This window comes from Actinoplanes derwentensis (assembly GCF_900104725.1).
GTDB classification, from domain to species: Bacteria; Actinomycetota; Actinomycetes; order Mycobacteriales; family Micromonosporaceae; genus Actinoplanes; species Actinoplanes derwentensis.
Map to the genome: position 1 here is coordinate 1022927 of NZ_LT629758.1, position 20192 is coordinate 1043118.

Consider the following 20192-nt stretch of genomic DNA (forward strand, 5'->3'; position numbering starts at 1 on the left):
TTTCTTCACGCCTGAGGCGACTATACACACGGTTTATAAACCGTGTGTATAGTCGTCGGCATGTCAGTCAGCTTCGCTCTGCTGGGACTGCTGGAGAACGGCCCCCGGCATGGATACGACCTCAAGCGCACCTACGACGACACGTTCGGGCGGGACCGTTCCCTGCACTACGGGCAGGTCTACTCGACGATGGCCCGCCTCCTTAAGAACGGGCTCGTCGAGGTGGAGTCCGAGCCGGGCGACGGACCGGACCGCAAGAGATATGCGATCACCGACGCCGGGATCACCGACGTCGCCGAGTGGATCACCCGACCGGAGAAACCCGAGCCGTACCTGCAGAGCACGCTCTACACCAAGGTGGTGCTGGCCCTGCTGACCGGCCGGGACGCCGCCGAGGTCCTCGACAGCCAGCGCGGCGAGCACCTGCGCCTGATGCGCGAGCTGACCCGCCGCAAAGCCACCGGTGACCTCGCCGACGAGCTGATCTGCGACCACGCCCTGTTCCACCTGGAAGCCGACCTGCGCTGGCTGGAGCTGACCACCGCCCGCCTGGACCGCCTGGCCGCCACCTACGGAGAGTCCCGATGACTGAGCAAGCCCTCCTGAGCGCCGAGGACCTGCACCTGAACTTCGGCGAGACCAAGGCGCTCGACGGCGCTTCCCTGCACGTGCGGGCCGGTGAAGTGGTGGCCCTGATGGGACCGTCCGGCTCTGGTAAGTCGACATTGCTGCACTGCCTGGCCGGCATCCTCTCCCCAGAGGCGGGCCAGGTGTCCTATGCCGGCCGGGACCTGACCGCGATGTCCGACAGTGAGCGCAGCACGCTTCGCCGGGGCGAGTTCGGGTTCGTGTTCCAGTTCGGGCAGCTGGTGCCGGAGCTGACCTGTCTGGAAAATGTGGCGTTGCCACTGCGCCTGTCCGGGACCGGCCGCCGCGAGGCACACCGGATCGCCGGCGAGTGGCTGGATCGCCTCGAGGTCGGCGACGTCGCCCAGAAACGTCCCGGCCAGGCCTCCGGCGGCCAAGGCCAGCGGGTCGCGGTGGCCCGGGCGCTGGTCGCCCAGCCGCGAGTCGTCTTCGCCGACGAGCCGACCGGCGCACTGGACTCCCTCAACGGCGAGCTGGTGATGAAATTGTTCATCGCGGCCGCCAAGGAGACCGGCGCGGCCGTGGTGCTGGTCACCCACGAGGCCCGGGTCGCGGCCTGGTCCGATCGGGAGGCCGTGGTCCGCGACGGCCGGGTCCGCGAGCAGGAGTTCGTCCGATGACGCTGATCCGGCGGTGGTTCTTCGAGCTCGGGCTCGGCGCGCGGATGAGTGTCGCCGGAGGCCGGTCCGGCTGGACCAGACTCGCCCTCATCGCCGCCGGGGTGGGCATCGGCGTCGCGGTGCTGCTGTCCATCGCGGCCCTGCCCGCCGCGATCGGGGCGGCCACCGCGCGCGACCAGGCCCGCAGCGAAAACCCGCAGGAGAGCCCGCCGAAAGGCGACAACACCCTGCTGATCGGCATCGCCACCACCATGTTCGGCAGCGACTCCGTGCACGGGCGGATGCTCCAGCCGGAAGGCGCCAATCCGCCGATCCCGCCGGGCGTGACCACCTTGCCGAAACCGGGCCAGATGATCGTCTCCCCAGCCTTGGCCGACCTGATCCGGGACAACCCGTTGCTCGCCCAGCGGTGGGATGCCCCCATCGTCGGCACCATCGGCGAGCAGGGTCTGCGAGGTCCCGCCGACCTGGCCTTCTACCTGGGCACCGACACCCTCACCGAGGAGACCGGCTACCGGATCGACCGCTTCGGGGCTGGCGGCGCCGATGACGGCGAGGGCACCTCTCCGGCGATGCTTCTGCTCGGTGCCGTCGGCATCGTGGTGCTGCTGATGCCGGTGATGGTTTTCATGGCCAGCGCCGTGCGTTTCGGCGGCGAGGCCCGAGACCGGCGGCTGGCCGCGCTGCGGCTGGTCGGCTCGGACGCCTCGATGACCAGGCGGATCGCCGCCGGCGAGACCCTGGCCGGTGCGGTGCTCGGGCTGGGCCTCGGTGCGGTGCTGGCGGTGGGGGCGGCCCTGGCCGCGAACCGGTGGGCGACTGGTGCCCTCAGCTTCTACCTGTACGACATGCGACCTGTGCCCGCGCTGGTCGCCCTGATCGTGGTGGCGGTGCCCGCGGTGGCCGTGCTGGTCACCCTGTCGGCGATGCGCCGGGTGGTCGTGGAACCGCTCGGTGTGGTCCGGCTCAGCACCACGGTGCGCCGGCGGCTGTGGTGGCGGCTGGTCCTGCCGGTCCTCGGCGTGGCCCTGCTCTGGCCGCTCAGGAACGGCCTGGAAGACGGTTCGAGCGGCGTGGAGTTCCAGGCCGCGGGCGGGGTGGCGCTGTTGTTGATCGGCCTGGCGCTGCTGCTGCCCTGGCTGGTCGAAGCTACCGTGGACCGGCTCGGCGGCGGCAGTCTGGCCTGGGAGCTGGCGATCCGCCGCCTCCAGTTCGACAGCGGCACCGCGGTCCGGGCTGTCTCCGGCATCGCCGTCTCGGTCGCCGGGGTGATCGCCCTGCAGGGACTGGTCTCCGGCATCGAGAGTGTGGTCGGCCCCAGCGACTCCGCCACCGGCCGGTTCCACCACCAGATCTCGCCGACGACCGACATCCCGGACAGCGCCTGGACGGCCGCGCTGAGCAAGACCCCGGGCGTCCGGGAGACCCGGACGATCCGGACCGTCTTCGGAGAGCTCTCCGGGGACTCGACAGCGATCCATATCGGCGACTGCCAGGCCCTCCACCGCTACGCCGACATGAGCGCCTGCGCTGACGGCGACGTCTACGGCATCGCCGTCCCCGAGGGCCGGACCGAATACACGCTGCGAGACGGTGGGACCTGGACCCCGCCGGCCCCGACCAAGCAGGCGACAGGTGCCGATTCGGTGCTGGGTTATGGCGCGATGCTCCTGGTCACCACCGGCGCGATCGCCGGTGGCGACATCCCGGAGACGGAATCCACCTACGCCGTCGACCTCGACACGAGCCAGTTCGGCGCCTTGGAGCAACTGCGCAACACAGCTGCGCGTCTCGATCCGCAGGCCCTCGTCTACGACCCGGGCAACGCCACCATCGCCGACGTGATGCGCACATCCCGGCAAGGTCTGCTGGCCGGCACGATCGTCCTGCTGGTGTTGATCGGCGCGAGCATGCTCGTCAACGTCGCCGAACAGCTCCGCGAACGCCGCCGTGTCCTCGCGGTCCTGGTGGCCTTCGGCACCCGCCGGCGCACCCTGACCGGTTCCGTCCTGTACCAGGCCACCATCCCGGTCTTGATCGGGATGGCACTGGCGGTGTCCCTGGGCAGTGCTCTGGCGGCGGTGATGATGACCGCGGTGGACGCCCCGGTGACCATCGACTGGTTCGGCATCGGCACCACGTCCGCGGTCGCCGTCCTGGTCGTGCTCGGCACCACAGCCGCGGCCTTGCCTTCCTTGATGCGCCTGACCCGCCCCGGCAACCTACGCAACGAGTGATCCCCTCCGTCCCGGCCGGCCGGCGCGCCGCGATCCGGTCCGATTGGCCGAGGCGACACGGTCCGGTCCGGTGGAGTGGGGTGATGCCGTCCGGCCTGGCGGAGTGGGGTGATGCCGTCCGGCCTGGCGGAGTGGGGTGATGCCGTCCGGTCCGGTGGAGCAGGGCGACGCGGGCAGGTCCGGTCAGGGTGAGCGAGGCGGTGGGGTCGGAGACGTCTGGGTGGCGCTCCGCGGTTGGGATTGTGTGGTCTGTCAGGGTGCGAGTCCACTCTGGCTGACCACACGGGAGTGGCCTTTGGGCCTTGGGAGTGAGGGCTTCGTGTCATGCGGTGGCCTGGGCGAGGGTGGCCAGGCGGCCCGTGCCTCGGAGAGGCTGCCGCTTGGTGGTCGGCCGTCTGGTAGACGGCCGTTTGGTGGTCTGCCGACTGGTGGTCTGCCGTTTGGTGGTTTTCTTCGGCGGTGAGGTCAGGTGATCAGGGTTCGGATCAGGCAGTCTGCTGCCCAGATGCGCCAGCGTTCGTGGGGCCAGCCTAAGTGGTCCACGAGCAGCAGGTATGTCTCCGGGGAGAGCAGGGCGACGCTGGTGTCGGTGGCGGTGCTGAGGTCCGTACGTAATTCGGCCTTGGTGCTCAATGCTTTTGCGAAGACTCCCTGGACCTCGTGGTGATGTCCGATAGCGGTCGCGCAGACTTCGGCCAGTTCGGGGTCGGTGGCGGCGTTGCGGATGATGTCGAGCAGGCGGGCGGCGCGTCGTAGCACCTCGCCGACGCCTTCCACCTGGCGTTCGATCTGGCGGTGTGAGTCGGGCTCGGCGAGTGCGGCTTGGACCCACGGGCGCTCCAGCGTGGGGGTCGGTTCGTCGTCGCCGGCTATTGCCCGGTCCAGGGCGGCGGCTAGGACGGCTCGTTTGTTGCCGAACGAGTAGTACACCGTCTGCTCGCTCACCCCCGCCGCCGCTGCGATGGCGTTGATGCTGGTCGTGGCGTATCCGGACGTGGTGAACGTCGCGGTCGCGGCGGCGGTGATGCGGGCTCTGGTGGCGCGAGCCCGCTCGGCACGCCCGTCGGTCTTTCCGGTCACAGTGCTTGACTATAGCGGTACTACAAAAACATTCTTAGAGCGTGACTACAAAAACTTTGATCCTTGGCGGGTACGGTGCGGTCGGCCGAGAGGCGGCCGTCGCCCTCACTGAGCACTCGACCGTCGTGGTGGCCGGGCGTAACCCCGCCAAGGCGCCGGCGGGCACCGAGGCGATCCGCGTCGACCTGACCGATTCTGCCCAGGTCGAGGCGGCTCTCGACGGGGTCAGCGCGGTTCTCATGTGTGCCGAGATCGGCAATGCCCGGGTCGCGCGGGCCGCCCTCGAACGAGGCATCGACTACGTCGACATCTCCGCGACCCCGGCAGTGCTCACCGCGATCGAGGCCTTGCGTCCCGAGCGGGTGAGTGCGCCTGCGTTCCGGGGCGTGGGGCTGGGGATGGGAGAGGAGGCCAGGGCTGCTGGAGCGGAAGGCGGGATCGCGGGGTCCTGGGTGGCGGGCGGTAGTGCGTTCGCGGGATCGGGGGTGGGGGACGCTACCGCGGTTCTCAGTGTCGGTATCGCGCCTGGGGTGAGCAACCTGCTTGCTCGGTATGTCAGTGAGCGGGCTCCTGGGCAACCTGTGCGGATCGGTGTGCTGCTCGGGTCGGGGGAGAAGCATGGGGCCGCGGCGGTCGGGTGGACCGTTGATGGGCTCGGGCAGGAGGGCGGGGCTTGGGCGGCGGAATTTCCGGCGCCGTACGGGCGGCGGCGGGTTCGCCGGTTTCCCTTCTCTGACCAGTACACCCTAGGGTTGCCGGACGTTCGGACTGGGCTGGCGCTGGACTCGCGTGTGTCTACCGTGCTGCTCGGTCTGGCCAATCGGCCGGCCATCGCGAGACTGTTGCACCGGCCGGCTTTTCGCCCGCTGACCGAGAAGGTCTTCGGCGGTCTGCACCTGGGCACCGACGGTTTCGCGGTGATCGCTGAGGCCGGTGACGTGCGGGCGGCGTTTACCGGCAACCGGCAGAGCCGTGCCACGGGGCTGTTCGCCGCTCACGTGATTCGGCAGCTGCCCGGCCTGCGTCCTGGCATTGCCCACATCGAGGACCTTGTCGAACCGGCCGAATTCCTGACCATCCTCGCCGCGGATGGTTTCCAGTTCCACCCGGCGCGATCGTGACAGAAAGGCGCGGCGTGATCGTGACTGGGGATACGGCGCGATCGTGACGGGAGGCGTGGCACGAAAGGGGAGGACGAAAGGGCGCCGGGCGTACCGGAAAGGGGTGTTTGGGGTCTTTTGTTGAGTGTGGTGGTGGGGGGCCTGCTGGGGGTCACGTGGTTTTGGGGAGCTTGAGGATTCTGGCCAGGCGGCGCCATTCGGGGCGGGGCAGGGAACGTGGGGCGCCGGAGTCGAGCAGCACCTGTACCGCCACGTGGTCGGCGCCCGCGGTGAGGTGGGCGTCGATGCCGGTGCGGATTCGGTCGTCGGGGCCCCAGACCACGGCTGAGTCGATGAAGCGGTCGCTGCCGTCGCCGGTCAGGTCGGATTCGGTCAGGCCGAAACGTGTCAGCTGCCGGGTGTAGTTGGGCAGCGACAGGTAGGGGCGCAGCGCCCGCCGGCCGCCCTGCCGGGCCGCCTCGGGGTCGGCGCCCAGGTGGACTTTCTGTTCGGGGGCCAGTAGCGGACCGTCGCCCATGATCTGCCGGGCGGAAGCGGTGTGTGCGGGCGGCATCAGGTACGGCAGGGCGCCAGCGGTCAGCGAAGCCGCCGTCTCCAGAGTGCGCGGTCCGAGCGCGGCGATCATCAGCTCGTTCGCGGGTGAAGCGGGTGAAGCGGGTGAAGCGGGTGAAGCGGGTGAAGCGGGCGCAGCTGATGGAGCGGGTGAAGCGGCCAAAAGGCCGGTGAGGAACTCCTTCAATCGGGACAGTGGCCTGGTGTAGGCCTGCCCGCGGGACTCGGCGGTCGGCGCGTGACCGGAACCGACACCCAGGTAGAAGCGGCCGGGAAAGGAACGCCGGATCCGGGTGTGCGAGGCCGCCAGGCGGGGGCCGTCACTGGTCCAGATGTCGACGATGCTGGTGCCGACCACGATGGTGCTGGTGGCCGCGAGCACTGCTTCGACGATCTGCAGGTCGTCGCGGGGACTGCCGCCGATCCACACGGTGCCGTACCCGAGTGCCTCGATCTCCTGGGCGGCGTCCGCGATCTCGTTCGGATCGTCCGGCCAGATCTGCCACGGGGTCCACACCCCGTACCGGCCCAAGTTCTTCATCGGTTTCTCCTTCGGGAGTCGGTGGCGTAACAGTAGGTCAGCTTTTTCTGTTCGATGAGGCCTGATCGGGGATACAAGGGAGGTAGCCGTTCAACCATCGGGAGGAACCATGCAGAGTCGTCGTATCGGTGATGTGCCGGTCAGCGCGATCGGGTTCGGTGGGATGCCGATCTCCATCGAGGGCCGGCCGGACGAGGACCGTTCCATCCGGACCATTCACGCCGCGCTGGACGCGGGTATCACCCTGATCGACACCGCTGACGCCTATCACATCGGCGCGGCTGAGGTCGGGCACAACGAGACGCTGATCGCGCACGCGCTTGCCTCGTACGGTGGCGACACCTCGGCGGTGCTGGTCGCGACCAAGGGCGGGCACCTGCGGCCCGGTGACGGGAGCTGGTATGTCGACGGGTCTCCGGACTATCTGAAGCGGGCCTGCGAGGACTCGCTCAAGCGGCTCGGTGTCGACGCGATCGGTCTGTACCAGTATCACCGGCCTGACCCGGCGGTGCCGTACGCGGATTCGATCGGCGCGATCCGGGACCTTCTGGACGCCGGCAAGATCCGGATGGCCGGTATCTCCAACGCGAACCCGGACCAGATCCGCCAGGCGCGGGAGATCCTGGGTGGCCGTCTGGTGTCGGTGCAGAACCAGTTCTCGCCCGCGTTCCGTTCATCGGAACCGGAGCTGGAACTCTGCACCGAACTGGGTATCGCGTTCCTGCCGTGGTCGCCGCTGGGTGGCATCAAGGCGGCCGGTTCGCTGGGCGGCGCGTTCGCCGAGGTCGCCGAGCGGCATGGGGTGAGCCCGCAGCGGGTGGCCCTGGCCTGGCATCTGGCCAAGTCGCCGGTCTCGATCCCGATCCCGGGTGCCAGCCGCCCGGAGACGATCATCGACTCGGCCGCCGCCGACAGCCTCGAACTGACCACCGATGATCTTGCGGTTCTGAAGTAGAAGGAGGTAGAAGGAAAACCGTGGAATACCGACGCACTGGCCGTAGCGGCCTCAAACTGCCCGTCGTCTCGCTCGGCCTGTGGCACAACTTCGGCGACGACAAGCCGATCCAGACTCAGCGTGACATCCTGCGCCGGGCCTTCGAGCTGGGCATCACCCATTTCGACCTGGCCAACAACTACGGCCCGCCGTACGGGTCGGCGGAGGAGAACTTCGGCCGGATCCTGGCCACCGACTTCGCGGGCCGTCGCGACGAACTGGTCATCTCGACCAAGGCGGGCTACGACATGTGGCCCGGCCCGTACGGCAACGGGGGTTCTCGCAAGTATCTGACCGCCTCCCTGGACCAGTCGCTGAAGCGGATGAACCTCGACTATGTCGACGTCTTCTACTCGCACCGCGTCGACCCGGAGACGCCGCTCGAGGAGACGATGGGGGCTTTGGACGCGGCGGTACGAGCGGGCAAGGCGCTGTACGTGGGCATCTCGTCCTACTCGCCCGCGAAGACCGCCGAGGCCGCCGCGATCCTGCGTGACCTGGGCACACCGCTGCTGATCCATCAGCCGTCGTACTCGATGCTGAACCGCTGGATCGAGGACGGCCTGCTGGACGCCCTGGAGCTGGCCGGTGCCGGGTGCATCGCGTTCTCGCCGCTGGCGCAGGGCATGCTGACCGACCGTTACCTCACGGGGGTGCCGGACGACTCGCGGGCCAACGCCGACAAGTCGCTGGGCACCGAACTACTCAGTGCCGAGAACCTGGACAAGATCCGTGGGCTGAACGCGATCGCCGAGCGGCGTGGTCAGAGCCTGGCGCAGATGGCGATCGCCTGGGTGCTGCGGGACCCGCGGATGACCTCGACCGTGCTCGGCGCCAGCAGTGTCGCCCAGTTGGAGGCGAACGTGGCGGCCCTGGACAACACCGCGTTCACCGCCGACGAGCTGGCCGAGATCGACAAGTACGCCACCGAGTCCGGCATCAACCTGTGGGCGAACTCCAGCAACCAGTGACAGTGGATCTCTCAGAGTTCGGCGGCGGCGTCGTACCGGCGCCGTAGGTCGGTCATCTCCTGCGGGGACAGGGCTTCTTTGACGGCCATCTCGGCGTACCGGGGTGGGAACATCTGCCACAGCCGGTCCACGTACCGGACGGTCTCGGTGGCTTCCACCGCCTGGATGCCCGCCGGGTCGGTGGACATGTCCAGGATGACCGGCCCGGCCAGCTTGACCGCTACGTCCCACGGCTGCTTCTGGCCTGCGACGCCGCAGAGGTGGAAACCGTAGACGGTCTTCACCTCGGTCAGGGTGGCCGCGCCGGCCGGTTCGTAACCGTAGACCCGGACTCCGCAGATCACCGTGCCTTCGGCGGCGCCGTGACCGGCATGCTGATGCTGGTCGGGGCTGGACTGTTCGAGGGTCGTACGCATCCGGGTCGTGATCTGTCCCCGCAGGTCCGCGGGCTCGTCCGTGCCGGCCAGTGCGTAGACACCGGCCGACACGGACGTCAGGGTCACGAGAACCCATAGGTGGCGAGCCTTCATCAGCCGAAGTTCACGTCGCTGCACCACATGTAGGCCTGGTCCAGATGGGAGGCCTGCCAGATGACGAAGAGCACGTGGTGACCGGTGTAGCCCGAGGTGGAGATGTTGAACGAGATGTTGTTCGCGGGCGCGTACTTACCGGTCTGAGTGATGAAGTCCAGGTTCCCCCAGCCGAGTGCCTGCGTGACCGGGTTGTACCCCTGTTTGCTGACGTACACCTTGAAATAGTCGGCGCCGTGACTGGCCTGGTCGTACAGCTGCACGGTGAAGTTGTTCGTCAGGTTCGTGGTCTTCCAGGCGCCGGGGCGGTTCAGGCTGTCGTTGCGGGTGAGGGCGTTGCTGCACAGTTGGCCATCGGGGGTCTTGGCCTGGAACTGGGCGCCGAGACCGTCCCGTAGCGCGCTCATCCAGTTCCACATGGTGTCCGGGTTGGCCTGGAACGCCTGCCAGCACATCGGATCCTGGGTTTGCATGGCCGGGTTGGTGTGCTGACTTCCCCAGGTCTGCCAGCACTGATAGGCGCGGGAGGCCGGGTTGATGATGGTGCCGTGGGCCTGGGCCGGGCTGCTCCAGGGCAGCGTGCCGATCACCATGGCGACCAGCACGACGAGCACCTGAGCAAATCGGCGGCCGGACTGAGTGGACTCGTGTGGGGGCACGGTGGTCCTCCGTTCTTCGGCGTTTCTGCGGACTCATGGGAGCGCTCCCGTGTCCAAAGCATTGCATCCATGTTTCGGGATATCAACCGATGTCTATCTGGTTTGGCGCGTTTGGGGGTCGTCCCCGGCCAGGCTGAGATCGACAGGGTCGTCTAGGGTGGGCCGCTGATGTTCCGAACCGGGGGAGAAAAACATGAAAACGGCACGTTTGAGCATCGCCGGAGTGGCGTTGGCGACGATCGCCGCGCTCGGCGCCTGCGGCAGTGGTGACGACACCGCCACGACCAGCACCGGCACCACGGTCACCGGTTCGTCGGCCGCCGCCACCAGTGCCGCCCCGGTCCCGGCCGGCGCGCTGGGCGAGCTCGTCGCGGCTTCCCAGAAGACCGCCACCACAACGGCCAAGATCGCGATGAAGAGCGGCGGTATGACACTCGGAGGAGTGTTCGACGCGCCGAACGAACTCGTCGAGATGGATTCGGACTTCGGCACCGCCGGCGGCATCAAGATCCGGCGGGTCGGCAACGACCTGTACTTCAAGGCCAGCGGCGGCATCGCCAGCTCCTACGCCGGCAACGGCAAGAAGTGGCTGCACGTCGACGCCAGCAAGCAGACCGGCACCCTGAGCGTGGAGCAGAACGACCCCGGCAGCACCGCCAAGCTGCTGAGCACCCTCGCCTCCGGAGTCACCGGCTCGGGCGGCACTTACAAGGGCACCCTCGACATGAGCAAGGCACCGACCGTGGCCAGCACGATCGGCTCGGCGGCCGGTGAGAAGTTCAAGGCGATCCCGTTCACGGCCGAGGTCGAGAACGGATACCTCACCAAGGTCACGATGGACATGAGCGGGGTCGCCAAGGGCGCCGGCAAGTCCGTCACGTCCTACTCCGCCTTCGGCGATCCCGTCGCCGTCACGGCCCCGGCCGCCGGCGAGACCATGGAGATGCCCGCCGCCGACATCAAGAAAATGGGCGGCTGACACTTCTGACAAAGGCGCCCCAGGTGATGGGGCGCCTTTTCGGTCAGTCCGGGAGCAGGGCTCGCAGTGCGGGTTCGGCCAGATCGAAATCAACTTCCGGCACGCCCAGTACGCTGCTGTAGACCACCGATTCCATCAGCCGCACATAAAGGAACGCCCGAAGTCGCAGTTCGTCCGGATCAGCGGTGACACCCGACTCGTGGAAGATCTCCAGTTGCGCGTCGACCGCCCGGTGGTGCACGTCGGTCGCGGTGGTGAGCAGCACCCGCGCCGCGGTCTGCGGTTCCGCGGCCACGAACTGTCTCAGCTGCTGGGCCCCGGTGACCATCTCGGCGAACGCCCGCGACAGGAACAGCACCCGGTCCGCGCCGGTCCCGGTCGCCTCGCCGGCCGCCTCGGCCAGGAAGATCCGGCCGATCGCCCAGAACACCTCACCGAACAGAGCGTCCCGGCTGCCGGCCGCCCGGTAGAGAGTCGCCCGGCTGATCACCATCTCACTCGCCAGCAGATCCATGTCGATTGTCGAGTGCTTCAGGTAATGCATCGCCGCACTACGCAGCAACACCTCAGAATCGATGACACGCCGAGCCGGCAAAGCGAACACTCTCCCTGTTTCTCCAGGGGATGCTAACCACGCGAATGCCGATCACCAACTGCCGGGAATCACCCTGCGGAACCGTCCGGACACGATTTCGCGCCCGATTCCTGTCCGCCTCGTCAGCGCTGTCCCTCTTGATCGGGGCCGGAACGCGGACCCACGCGCGCCCGAACCGCCGCCGATCTCACCCGTTCGACCTTCCGAGGTCACCGAGTCGGCGCCGAATCGCCGAGCCGCGCCTGGTGGCCGGGTCAAGCGATCTTGATGACTACCTTCCCGAAAGGGCCCTGGTTCAGGCGTTCATAGGCCTCGCGGGCGTCTTCGAGGTCGAAGACGGAGTCGACGACCGGCCGGATTCGATGCTCGCCGACGAACCTGAGCAGGCGTTCGAACGCCCGGACGTGACCGACGGCGATTCCTTGTACGCGGGCTTGCCGCCAGATCACGCTCATCAGGTCGAGCGGCGAGGTCTGGCCGTCGAGGAATCCGACGACGGCGACCATGCCGGAGCCTTTGACGGCCCGGACCGAGTCGGTGAGACCGGTACCACCGACGACGTCGATGACCATGTCGACGCCTTCGCCGCCGGTGAGTTCGAGTGCGGCGGCGGCCCAGTCGGGGGTGGTGCGGTAGTTGATGGTGTCGGTGGCGCCGAGTTCGCGGATGCGTTTGAGTTTGTCGTCGCTGCTGGAGGTGCCGATGACCCGGGCGCCGAGTGCGGTGGCGATCTGGGTGGCGAAGACGGAGACGCCGCCGGTGCCCTGCACGAGCACGGTGTCGCCGATGCCGATGTCGCCGTACTCGCGCATCGCGAACCAGGGGGTGAGTGCGGCGATCGGCAGGGTGGCGGCCCCCTCGTCGGACAGGTGCGCGGGCGTGGACATCGCGGCGGCCTCGGTGAGCACGGCGTATTCGGCGAGGCCGCCGTCGAGCGGCCCGCCGGTCTGGCGGTCGGTGTAGGACTCGCGCCACGGGCCGTCGATCCAGTCGAGGTAGAAGTGCGAGGTCACGCGGTCACCGACGGCGAACTTCGTGACTCCCTCGCCGAGGGCCGCGACGGATCCGGCGAAGTCCGCGACCGGGATGAGTCCCTTGGGCATCTTCTCGGGGGCGTAGATGCCCTCCACCAGGGCTTTGTCCCGGTAGTTCAGCGCGGCGGCCGCGACCTTGACCAGGATCTCGCCAGGCCCGGGCACGGGTACGGGCACGTCGTCGTAGAGGTGCAGATTGTCGAAGCCGAAGTCGTCGAGTTTCCAAGCGCGCATTGGTTGGACCGGTCCCGTTCGCAGGTGTGGCGGTGGCGTTCGGCGAGTGCCGACAGCCGCCACCGTACGACCTAATCTCGATTATGGTCAAACTTCAGCTCCATCAAACTTGATGTAGGTCGCTGATTCGACCGGCGTCGTACTATGGGAGATCCGTACTGTGATCCCTCCGAGGAGACGCCTGTGCCCCGCCCCCGCGCCACCCCCCGGATCATCGAGCACCCTGACGTCTCGCAGGTCTCCCTGCAGCAGGTCCTGGAGGCTTTGGTCGATCCCGTGCGGCGCGGCGTGGTCTCTCAACTGGCACGGGCGGGCCAGGAGTTGAGCTGCGGCACGTTCGACGCGCCGGTATCGGTCTCGACGTTGACGCACCACTTCAACGTGCTGCGTGAGGCAGCGGTGATCCGCCAGTACTACGTGGGCACGACGAAGATGAACGCCCTGCGCCTGGAGGAGATGGAGAGCCGTTTCCCCGGCCTGCTCCCGGCGGTCCTGGCAGGCTGCGTTTCATAGCAGGTGAGGCGCTTGTGCGCGGCGGTCTCACACTTTCACCGGGTGGTCGTCGGGCCTGGTTGACGTTCCCGGTCTACCGAGGTGAGAAGGCGGGCAACGATGGTGCGAGCAGTGGCGATTCAGCGGTTCGGGAACCCGGACGGGATGGCGCTGGTGGAGATCGCGGCCCCGGAACCCGAGGCGGGGCAGGTGGTCATCGCGATCGAGGCGATCGGGGTCGGTGGGGACTTCGTCGAGCTTTCCGGCGGAGTCAGTTCCGTGGACGCGGTGGCTCTCGGTGGCCCGGTGCCGGTCGCGCACTTCGCCCTCCAGCACGCGCACTTCAAGACCGGAGACACCGTTCTGGTACGTGGGGCGGCGGGCAGCATCGGCATCGCGGCCGTGGAGATCGCCGCCCGCGGTGGAGCCGGAGCCGTCGCGGTGACGACGTTGTCAGCGCAATGGGGCGAGCGGCTTCGGGCCCTGGGGGCGACGGAGGTTCTGGATCGTTCCGGGAAGGGCGATGCGGCGTACGACCTCATCATCGACATCGTCGGCGGCCCTGACCTGCCGGACTTCATCGACCGGCTCGCCCCGAACGGGCGCCTGATGGACGGGATCGTCCTGACTCCCTGATCGGGGTCAGTAGCGGTCCAGCCAGAGGACGTCAGTAGCGGTCCAGCCAGAGGACGACACCTGTCACGTCGTGCAGGACAGCCGCCGCGCCCGCCCGGATCGCGGCCGCGCACCGGGCCTCGGTGAACGTCGCCGGGTCGAAGGCCGAAGCCGCGCCGAGGCCCGCGCCGCGGAACGAGGCGCCGGTCCAGTCGACCGCTGTCACGTTGGCGGTCGGTTCGGCGATCTCCGCGCCCACGATCAGGAACTGCTGGTCGAGGTGGCTGGGGCTGACCAGGGCGAGCGGATCGATCAGGCCGTTGCCGGCGCTGACGATCAGATCCGGTCGCAGCGCCATGGCCTCGACGATCGCGTCGACGGGTTTCGTGGCGTCCGCGGTGACCGTCCGTAGCGACACGTCCTCCGCGGATGCCCAGTCGTGGACCGCTGTCACCAGTGCTTCCGCCGGGGCATCGGTGCCGATGGTCAGCAGGACCACCCGGTAGCCGGCGGGCGGGCGCACCGACGACCACGAACCCGGGCTCGGCGTGATGATCGCTTCCGGGGTGGGCGGCGCCGACGGGTCGGTGAAGCCCGTTCCGAGCGCGCCCAGCGGAGCCGGAGCGGGCCGTGATCGGGACCAGTCGTCGTGGTCGGCACAGGCGGAGACGAGGACGGCGGTCGCGGTGAACAAGACGACGGCCCGGAGAAGGCGGCGCACGGTGATCGTCCTCTGTCGGGGGAACGGAGCTTTGCCGGGGGAACGGAGCGACCCCTTTCCTACACCGGATCCCGCGCTGGTCCACGGGTTGCGCGGAGTTGTCGTCAGCGGTTCGCCCGGCATCTTGATCTTGTTAACCCGCGGGGTGCAGCGTGCCATCGCATGTCATCGCTCCACCGTCTCCTGGTTCCACTCGCTGCCGCCGTCCTGATCGGAATCGGCGCCGGCCCGGCCGCCGCACACGGATTCATCTCGACCGTCTACGCCGATGTCACCGCCGCCGGACAGGGTCACGTCCGGACCGTGCTGGAGCTGGAGTACGACCTGTTCGTCGTGTCGGCCGCCGACTCCGGTGGGAACGACGGCCTGTTCCAGGACGGCACCGCGGCGTTCGAAGCCGGTGACCCGCAAGCGCAGGCCGCCGCGCTGGACACCCACGCCACGACCGCGGTCGGCTACGTGACCAGCCGTTTCACGGTCGCTGCGGGTGGCCGGGCCTGCGTGCCGGTTCCGGTCGAGGGCTTCCGGATGGGTACGCGGGAGAACGTTCCGTACACCACCCTGGTCCTCGACTGGACGTGCCAGGCGGCAAGCGACTACGAACTGCGCAGCGTGCTGTTCCCCGCGTCCGAAGAGTTCGTCCGGGACACCAAGACGATCGTCACCTACGCGATCGGCGGCCGGACCGGAAGTGCCGCCCTGGACGCGGGCACGCCCGGGTTCTCCACCGCGCAGCCCTGGTACCAGCGGTTCGCCGAGTTCTTCGTACTCGGCGCCGAGCATCTGCTGTTCGGACTGGACCACGTGCTCTTCCTGCTGGCGCTGATCGCCGGATCCCGTCGCCTGCGGGAGATCGTGCTGGCAGCGTCGGCGTTCACCGCGGCCCACTCGGTGACGTTCATCCTGGCCGCTCTGGGCCTGGTCACGGTGCCGGCCAGCATCGTCGAACCGATCATCGCCCTGTCGATCGCGGTGGTAGCGGGCTGGGACCTGTGGCAGTTGCGGCGAGAAACCCCGGCCACGGGCCGGCTCGCGGTGGTGTTCCTCTTCGGTCTCGTGCACGGAGTCGGGTTCGCCGGTGCGCTCGGGATCGACGAGCCGTTCTCGTGGACGCTGCTCTGGTCACTGCTGGTGTTCAACGTGGGCATCGAGACCGTGCAGCTCGCTCTGATCGCGGTCACCTTCCCGCTGCTGACACTGCTGCGCCGACGGTCGCCCCGGACGGCACGCTGGGTGTCCGGTGTGATCGCGGCCGGGGTGTCCACGATGGGGCTGATCTGGTTCGTGCAGCGCCTGACGGGAAGCTGAGGTCTTCCGGCGTACGCCATCAATGATCTTGATCTTGTTAATGATCGGTTCATCGGACTGGACGAGCTTGATCCCCGCTTCCCGAACTTTCCCACTGGGAAGCGATCTCTCTCATCTACGGAACGGAAACCGATGAGAACGCACCTCATCCGTAACGGGGCAGTCGTCCTGGGGATGGCGGTGGCCGTCAGCGGCCTGGGCGCACCCGCCTACGCCGCCGACTCCGCCACGCTGAGCGCCGTCGTCCTGGGCGTCGGCGCCAACGAGACCCAGCGCATCGTGAGCTGGTACTCCTCGGCGGACACCACCCAGTCGGTCCAGCTCGCCCCGGCCGCTTCGGTGGTCGGCGGCGAGTTCCCGGCGAACGCGCCGACGTTCGCCGCCCTCGGCTCGGCCAACATCGCGAGCAGCGGCGGCTACAACCGGCACGCCACCATCACCGGCCTCGCCGAACACACCGCGTACCAGTACCGGGTGGGCTCGGAAGGCAACTGGTCGGCGGCGTACCCGTTCAAGACACAGGACTTCGAAGGCGACTACGACTTCCTGTTCTACGGCGACCCGCAGATCGGGGCGTCCGGCAACGTGGCCAACGACCAGGCCGGCTGGACCGACACCCTGGACGTCTCGCTGGCCGCCAACCCGAACGCCGAACTGCTGGTGTCCGGCGGCGACCAGGTGGAGACCGCCAACACCGAAGCGCAGTGGAACGCCTTCCTGGCCTCCGACAAGCTGCGCCAGTACCCGTGGGTGGCCACCATCGGCAACCACGACGTCGGCGGCAAGGCGTACGAGCAGCACCTCTACACCCCGAACACCGACCGTTCGGGCTCGTACTACTCCAACGGCAACCCGGCGTCCAACACCTCGGGCGGCAACTACTGGTACGTCTACAAGGACACGCTGTTCATCGACCTGAACAGCAACTCCTACGCCACCTCGCAGGGTGGCGGAGGCGACGCGGCGCACGTCAAGTACGTGACCGACGTGGTCAAACAGCACGGTGCCGAGGCGAAGTGGACCGTCCTGGTCTACCACCACTCGATCTACTCCGCCGCTGCGCACGCCAAGGACAGCGACGCGAAGGTCCGCCGGGTCGACTTCCCGACGACCTTCTCGGATCTGGGCGTGGACCTGGTGCTGCAGGGTCACGACCACGTCTACACCCGCAGTTACCTGATCAAGAACGGCCAGAAGGCGAACTCCGACGAGCAGCCCGGTGACGCCGAGGTGTTCGCCGGACCCGGTGGTGTGCTGTACGTGACCTCGAACTCGGCGTCGGGTTCGAAGTACTACGACATCACCAAGCCGGACGCCAGCGGCACCAACGGCCCGGACCCGTTGAAACCGGCGAACTACTGGTACAACTCGGTCCAGAACCAGGAGCACGCCCGCACGTACGTCAAGGTCGAGGTCCGCAACGACAAGCTGGTCGTGGCGAACGTCCGCAGCGCCGCCTCCACCGAGGCCGGTCAGCCGGTCGGCTCGATCGTCGACAAGGTGACGGTCCGCCCCTACCACGGTGACGGCCAGCAGATCCAGGTCGGCGTGCCGACGGCGGTTCCCGGCGAGTTCGGCTGGACCATCGACGGCCACAACGACCTGGTCGACCTCGGCACCGCGGTCGAGACGAACGGCGAGTACTTCGCCGCCACCGGCAAGATCAACCCGATCAAGGTGTCGGACAGCCGCCGCTCCCTCTCGCCGTGGTCGATCTCGGCCAGCGTCGGCGACTTCACCGACGCGGACAAGAAGTTCTCCGGCTCCTACCTGGGCTGGGGACCGTACCTGGCGACCGCCGGTGCCGGCGCCGAAACCGGAGCCGACGTGGCCTCCGGTTACGACGACGACGGCAAGGGCCTGTCGGTCTCCCGTGGCCTCGGCTACGCGGAACAGGGACACGCCCGCGGCACGGCAGTGCTCGGCGCCGACCTGGATCTGAAGATCCCGGGCGAAGCCGAGAAGGGCAACTACCGCACCACCTTGACGATCACCGCGCTGAGCAGCTGATCGCACCCCCTGGTGGGCGGGCGTCCTCCGGCGCCCGCCCACTTCTTCTAGGAGCACTCACTGATGAAGACCGTCGTTGTCGCCCTGCTGGCCGCCCTGGCGATACCCCCTGTCCAGGCCGCCGACGGCGACGTCACCTGGACGGTGCGCACCGCCTCCAACAGCCTCGGCGCCACCCGGTCGAGCTTCGGCTACGACGTCAGCCCCGGCACCACCACCAGTGACGCCATGGTCGTCGCCAACAAGGGCACCGAGGCGGTGAACCTGAAGGTCTACACGGCCGACGGCTACACCACCGACGCCGGCCAGCTGGACCTGCTGACCGGCGACAAGAAATCAAAAGCCATCGGCGCTTGGGTACGTCCGACGAGCACCGCCGTGACCGTGGCCCCCGGCAGGACCGTCGAAGTGCCGTTCACCATCACGGTCCCCGCCGACGCCACGCCCGGCGACCACGTCGGCGGCATCGTCACCTCCCTGACCGCCCCCGACAAGACCGCGAACGTCAACGTCGAACGCCGCCTAGGCATCAAGATCAAGCTCCGGGTGGCGGGCGACCTGGCTCCCGCCCTGGCCATCGAGAACCTGGACGCCGACTATCACGACGGTTCGGCGACGGTCTCCTACACGATCCACAACACCGGCAACGCCGTGCAGACGGCCAGTCAGGCGGTCACGGTCAGCGGCCCGTTCGGCTGGTTCCGCGCCGACGCCACCGGAATCGTCACCCCACCGGAACTACTGCCCGGCGAGTCCTGGCAGGTCAAGGTCCCGATCTCGAACGTCACCCCGGCGCTGCTGCTGACCGCGACGGCCACGGTCACACCGTTGCTGACCGACGCATCCGGCTCGACGACCGCCCTGAATCCGGTCACCGCCACCGCCACCACCTGGGCGTTCCCGTGGATGATCACGCTGCTGGTGGCCGTACTCATCGCGCTCGTGATCCTCGTCGTGGTCCTGAACCGCAAGCGGCGCGCCCGTCGCAAGGAACGCGAGGACGAACGCGTCCGCGAAGCGGTCGAACAGGCCCTGCGCGAGAAGGACACCGCTCACTGACACCGTGTACGTGACCTTGCCGTCCGGTGCGGAAACGGGTGTTCAGGGGTTGTGGATCTGGATCGGGAAGGACTGGGTCAGTGGGTTCGTGATGCCCGGGGCCGGACACCGGGCCCACAGGATCGGGGTGCGGATCGTGACGTCGGCGGGAATCGTGGCCCGCACGGTGAAGGTTCCGGTGGCGAGGTCGGTCGTCGTGGTCAGGTCGCGGCTGCCGGCGGTGGGTGCGGTGGCCAGCGGGCTCGGCTGCTCCTTTCGCTGCGCCATCGTCGGGCTCAGCGGGGCGCCCCGGTCCCAGCGAAGGCCGACCGACCCGGCCCGGCCCGGTGTACAGCCGGCGCCGGAGATCGTGATGAGGCCGCCGGAGACGGTCGTCGCCGGATCGGCGGTCAGTGTCCGGGGGTCGGCTGTCGTCGCCGGGGTGGGCTGATAGCGGTCGTGGCGGGTCAGCGGAAGAGCAGCGGTGGCGGCGGCGACCAGGACCACCGCGATGGCGGCGCCGCGGGCCGTGCGGCGGCGCTGGGCGCGGCGGTGCAGGCTCGCCGACGGCGGCTGCCGGGCGGCGAGAGCGCCCTCTTCGACCAGGCGGCGGAGGCTGTCGCGAGGATCAGACATGACGGGATACCTGTCCTTCCGCATCGGTGTCGGTGGCGACGTGCCGGGTCAGGATCGAGCGGGCCCGGGCGAGGCGACCACGGACTGTACTGACGCGCAGATTCAGCTGGGCGGCCACCTGCTCCCGATCACCGGTGTGCTGGTGCTCCACTCAGTTACGACCCACCGGGGCGGCGTTTTCGAGTTTCTCGGCGGGCGTCAGGGCGAGCCAGGTGAGCTGTTCCCACGTTGCCTTGCCGTCCGCCTTCAACTCCTTCACCAGTCGGTTCATCTCGGCGACCTGCACCGAGGTCCACGGCCCGCCTACTTTGATCTTCTCCTGGAGGCGCAGCAGTTCCTTGTTCGCCGACGTCTCGGCCTTGGCCTGGGCGACGGCGTTGTGGGACACGGACTGCCGAGCCGGTACGGGTGCGGCAACGGCCACCGGCTTGGCTCCGTTACCGGTGGAGGCGATCGCGGTAGTGGCCAGTGCGCCGCACAAGCCGGTGGCTACGGCACCGATGGCGATGGCCGTGAGCAAGGGCTTTCGCATGCTGGGTCCTTACTTCCCGAGGACATTGTCGAGACTTCCACGCCC

At 68.4% G+C, this 20192-nt stretch carries 21 protein-coding genes and 1 pseudogene; 12 read left to right on the forward strand and 10 right to left on the reverse strand.

All coding sequences use genetic code 11. From position 1 onward, the window contains the following. Window positions 1-60: 60 nt before the first annotated feature. The 3 genes from BLU81_RS04510 to BLU81_RS04520 are packed head-to-tail and all read left to right on the forward strand — an operon-like array spanning window position 61 to window position 3505. A complete protein-coding gene (locus BLU81_RS04510; protein ID WP_092541880.1) occupies window positions 61-588 on the forward strand; it encodes a PadR family transcriptional regulator in 528 nt (175 codons plus the stop codon). Then, window positions 585-1268: an ABC transporter ATP-binding protein gene (locus tag BLU81_RS04515; protein WP_092541882.1), complete on the forward strand. Its 684-nt coding sequence runs from the start codon at window positions 585-587 to the stop codon at window positions 1266-1268. The genes BLU81_RS04510 and BLU81_RS04515 overlap by 4 nt, the downstream gene beginning before the upstream one ends. Further along, window positions 1265-3505 carry an ABC transporter permease gene (locus tag BLU81_RS04520; RefSeq protein WP_092541884.1) on the forward strand — a complete coding sequence of 747 codons (2241 nt, stop codon included), beginning with the start codon at window positions 1265-1267 and terminating at the stop codon, window positions 3503-3505. Before BLU81_RS04515 ends, BLU81_RS04520 begins: the two co-directional genes overlap by 4 nt. Window positions 3506-3970: 465 nt before the next feature. On the opposite strand, the gene BLU81_RS04525 is transcribed toward BLU81_RS04520, so the two are convergent. Then, window positions 3971-4585 (reverse strand): TetR/AcrR family transcriptional regulator, encoded by a 615-nt coding sequence (locus BLU81_RS04525; protein WP_092541886.1) that lies wholly within the window; start codon window positions 4583-4585, stop codon window positions 3971-3973. A 41-nt stretch (window positions 4586-4626) separates the two neighbouring features. Between BLU81_RS04525 and BLU81_RS50250 the strand changes: the two genes are divergently transcribed. Then, window positions 4627-5706 (forward strand): saccharopine dehydrogenase NADP-binding domain-containing protein, encoded by a 1080-nt coding sequence (locus BLU81_RS50250; protein WP_231954158.1) that lies wholly within the window; start codon window positions 4627-4629, stop codon window positions 5704-5706. A gap of 151 nt (window positions 5707-5857) precedes the next feature. Here BLU81_RS50250 and BLU81_RS04535 read toward each other — a convergent pair whose 3' ends face one another. Then, the gene (locus BLU81_RS04535; RefSeq protein WP_092541888.1) at window positions 5858-6799 is read right to left on the reverse strand and encodes a TIGR03620 family F420-dependent LLM class oxidoreductase; all 942 of its coding nucleotides are present in this window, start codon (window positions 6797-6799) and stop codon (window positions 5858-5860) included. A 109-nt stretch (window positions 6800-6908) separates the two neighbouring features. Between BLU81_RS04535 and BLU81_RS04540 the strand changes: the two genes are divergently transcribed. Together BLU81_RS04540 and mgrA are read left to right on the forward strand one after the other, a co-directional pair. Further along, window positions 6909-7754 carry an aldo/keto reductase gene (locus BLU81_RS04540; RefSeq protein ID WP_092541890.1) on the forward strand — a complete coding sequence of 282 codons (846 nt, stop codon included), beginning with the start codon at window positions 6909-6911 and terminating at the stop codon, window positions 7752-7754. 8 nt (window positions 7755-7762) lie between these two features. Then, window positions 7763-8764 (forward strand): annotated as a pseudogene (mgrA, locus tag BLU81_RS04545) (L-glyceraldehyde 3-phosphate reductase); the annotation flags it as partial. An 11-nt stretch (window positions 8765-8775) separates the two neighbouring features. Here the strand turns inward: mgrA and BLU81_RS04550 are convergent. Both BLU81_RS04550 and BLU81_RS04555 read right to left on the reverse strand, forming a co-directional pair. Continuing rightward, window positions 8776-9294: a hypothetical protein gene (locus BLU81_RS04550; protein ID WP_092541894.1), complete on the reverse strand. Its 519-nt coding sequence runs from the start codon at window positions 9292-9294 to the stop codon at window positions 8776-8778. After that, window positions 9294-9953, reverse strand: a complete 660-nt coding sequence (locus tag BLU81_RS04555) for a lytic polysaccharide monooxygenase auxiliary activity family 9 protein (protein WP_231954159.1) — start codon at window positions 9951-9953, stop codon at window positions 9294-9296. Before BLU81_RS04555 ends, BLU81_RS04550 begins: the two co-directional genes overlap by 1 nt. Window positions 9954-10146: 193 nt before the next feature. On the opposite strand from BLU81_RS04555, the gene BLU81_RS04560 reads away from it, so the two are divergent. Next, window positions 10147-10932: a hypothetical protein gene (locus tag BLU81_RS04560; RefSeq protein WP_157751231.1), complete on the forward strand. Its 786-nt coding sequence runs from the start codon at window positions 10147-10149 to the stop codon at window positions 10930-10932. Window positions 10933-10975: 43 nt separating this feature from the next. Here the strand turns inward: BLU81_RS04560 and BLU81_RS04565 are convergent, their stop codons facing one another. Both BLU81_RS04565 and BLU81_RS04570 read right to left on the reverse strand, forming a co-directional pair. Beyond that, entirely contained in the window at window positions 10976-11476 is a 501-nt protein-coding gene (locus BLU81_RS04565) for a QsdR family transcriptional regulator (protein ID WP_092541898.1), read from the reverse strand. Between the two features lie 305 nt (window positions 11477-11781). Continuing rightward, the gene (locus BLU81_RS04570) at window positions 11782-12795 is read right to left on the reverse strand and encodes a zinc-dependent alcohol dehydrogenase family protein (protein ID WP_092541900.1); all 1014 of its coding nucleotides are present in this window, start codon (window positions 12793-12795) and stop codon (window positions 11782-11784) included. A 183-nt stretch (window positions 12796-12978) separates the two neighbouring features. Between BLU81_RS04570 and BLU81_RS04575 the strand changes: the two genes are divergently transcribed. After that, the gene (locus BLU81_RS04575; RefSeq protein ID WP_231954161.1) at window positions 12979-13308 is read left to right on the forward strand and encodes an ArsR/SmtB family transcription factor; all 330 of its coding nucleotides are present in this window, start codon (window positions 12979-12981) and stop codon (window positions 13306-13308) included. Between the two features lie 111 nt (window positions 13309-13419). Then, window positions 13420-13923 (forward strand): MDR/zinc-dependent alcohol dehydrogenase-like family protein, encoded by a 504-nt coding sequence (locus tag BLU81_RS04580; protein ID WP_092541904.1) that lies wholly within the window; start codon window positions 13420-13422, stop codon window positions 13921-13923. 31 nt (window positions 13924-13954) lie between these two features. Here BLU81_RS04580 and BLU81_RS04585 read toward each other — a convergent pair whose 3' ends face one another. After that, complete coding sequence (locus BLU81_RS04585; protein ID WP_092541906.1) at window positions 13955-14623, reverse strand: type 1 periplasmic-binding domain-containing protein; 669 nt, start codon at window positions 14621-14623, stop codon at window positions 13955-13957. 162 nt (window positions 14624-14785) lie between these two features. Here BLU81_RS04585 and BLU81_RS04590 point away from each other — a divergent pair, with 162 nt between their 5' ends. From BLU81_RS04590 to BLU81_RS04600, 3 genes are all read left to right on the forward strand, one after another. After that, window positions 14786-15931: a HupE/UreJ family protein gene (locus tag BLU81_RS04590; RefSeq protein ID WP_092541908.1), complete on the forward strand. Its 1146-nt coding sequence runs from the start codon at window positions 14786-14788 to the stop codon at window positions 15929-15931. 132 nt (window positions 15932-16063) lie between these two features. Next, window positions 16064-17941 carry a purple acid phosphatase family protein gene (locus BLU81_RS04595; RefSeq protein WP_092541910.1) on the forward strand — a complete coding sequence of 626 codons (1878 nt, stop codon included), beginning with the start codon at window positions 16064-16066 and terminating at the stop codon, window positions 17939-17941. 63 nt (window positions 17942-18004) lie between these two features. Continuing rightward, a complete protein-coding gene (locus tag BLU81_RS04600; protein WP_092541912.1) occupies window positions 18005-19000 on the forward strand; it encodes a WxL protein peptidoglycan domain-containing protein in 996 nt (331 codons plus the stop codon). Window positions 19001-19042: 42 nt separating this feature from the next. Here the strand turns inward: BLU81_RS04600 and BLU81_RS04605 are convergent, their stop codons facing one another. Genes BLU81_RS04605 through BLU81_RS04610 form a run of 3 tightly spaced genes read right to left on the reverse strand, consistent with a single transcriptional unit; the run spans window position 19043 to window position 20147 of the window. Then, complete coding sequence (locus tag BLU81_RS04605; RefSeq protein WP_092541914.1) at window positions 19043-19615, reverse strand: hypothetical protein; 573 nt, start codon at window positions 19613-19615, stop codon at window positions 19043-19045. Next, window positions 19608-19766 carry a hypothetical protein gene (locus tag BLU81_RS47585; protein WP_157751233.1) on the reverse strand — a complete coding sequence of 53 codons (159 nt, stop codon included), beginning with the start codon at window positions 19764-19766 and terminating at the stop codon, window positions 19608-19610. Before BLU81_RS47585 ends, BLU81_RS04605 begins: the two co-directional genes overlap by 8 nt. Then, the gene (locus tag BLU81_RS04610) at window positions 19767-20147 is read right to left on the reverse strand and encodes a hypothetical protein (RefSeq protein ID WP_092541916.1); all 381 of its coding nucleotides are present in this window, start codon (window positions 20145-20147) and stop codon (window positions 19767-19769) included. Between the last annotated feature and the right edge of the window lie 45 nt (window positions 20148-20192).

Coding starts and splice junctions, on each gene's coding strand:
- BLU81_RS04510 (WP_092541880.1), top strand. CDS start 61: ATGTCAGTCAGCTTCGCTCTGCTGGGACTGCTGGAGAACGGCCCCCGG.
- BLU81_RS04515 (WP_092541882.1), top strand. CDS start 585: ATGACTGAGCAAGCCCTCCTGAGCGCCGAGGACCTGCACCTGAACTTC.
- BLU81_RS04520 (WP_092541884.1), top strand. CDS start 1,265: ATGACGCTGATCCGGCGGTGGTTCTTCGAGCTCGGGCTCGGCGCGCGG.
- BLU81_RS04535 (WP_092541888.1), bottom strand. CDS start 6,799: ATGAAGAACTTGGGCCGGTACGGGGTGTGGACCCCGTGGCAGATCTGG.
- BLU81_RS04540 (WP_092541890.1), top strand. CDS start 6,909: ATGCAGAGTCGTCGTATCGGTGATGTGCCGGTCAGCGCGATCGGGTTC.
- BLU81_RS04550 (WP_092541894.1), bottom strand. CDS start 9,294: ATGAAGGCTCGCCACCTATGGGTTCTCGTGACCCTGACGTCCGTGTCG.
- BLU81_RS04560 (WP_157751231.1), top strand. CDS start 10,147: ATGAAAACGGCACGTTTGAGCATCGCCGGAGTGGCGTTGGCGACGATC.
- BLU81_RS04565 (WP_092541898.1), bottom strand. CDS start 11,476: ATGCATTACCTGAAGCACTCGACAATCGACATGGATCTGCTGGCGAGT.
- BLU81_RS04570 (WP_092541900.1), bottom strand. CDS start 12,795: ATGCGCGCTTGGAAACTCGACGACTTCGGCTTCGACAATCTGCACCTC.
- BLU81_RS04590 (WP_092541908.1), top strand. CDS start 14,786: ATGTCATCGCTCCACCGTCTCCTGGTTCCACTCGCTGCCGCCGTCCTG.
- BLU81_RS04595 (WP_092541910.1), top strand. CDS start 16,064: ATGAGAACGCACCTCATCCGTAACGGGGCAGTCGTCCTGGGGATGGCG.
- BLU81_RS04600 (WP_092541912.1), top strand. CDS start 18,005: ATGAAGACCGTCGTTGTCGCCCTGCTGGCCGCCCTGGCGATACCCCCT.
- BLU81_RS04605 (WP_092541914.1), bottom strand. CDS start 19,615: ATGTCTGATCCTCGCGACAGCCTCCGCCGCCTGGTCGAAGAGGGCGCT.
- BLU81_RS04610 (WP_092541916.1), bottom strand. CDS start 20,147: ATGCGAAAGCCCTTGCTCACGGCCATCGCCATCGGTGCCGTAGCCACC.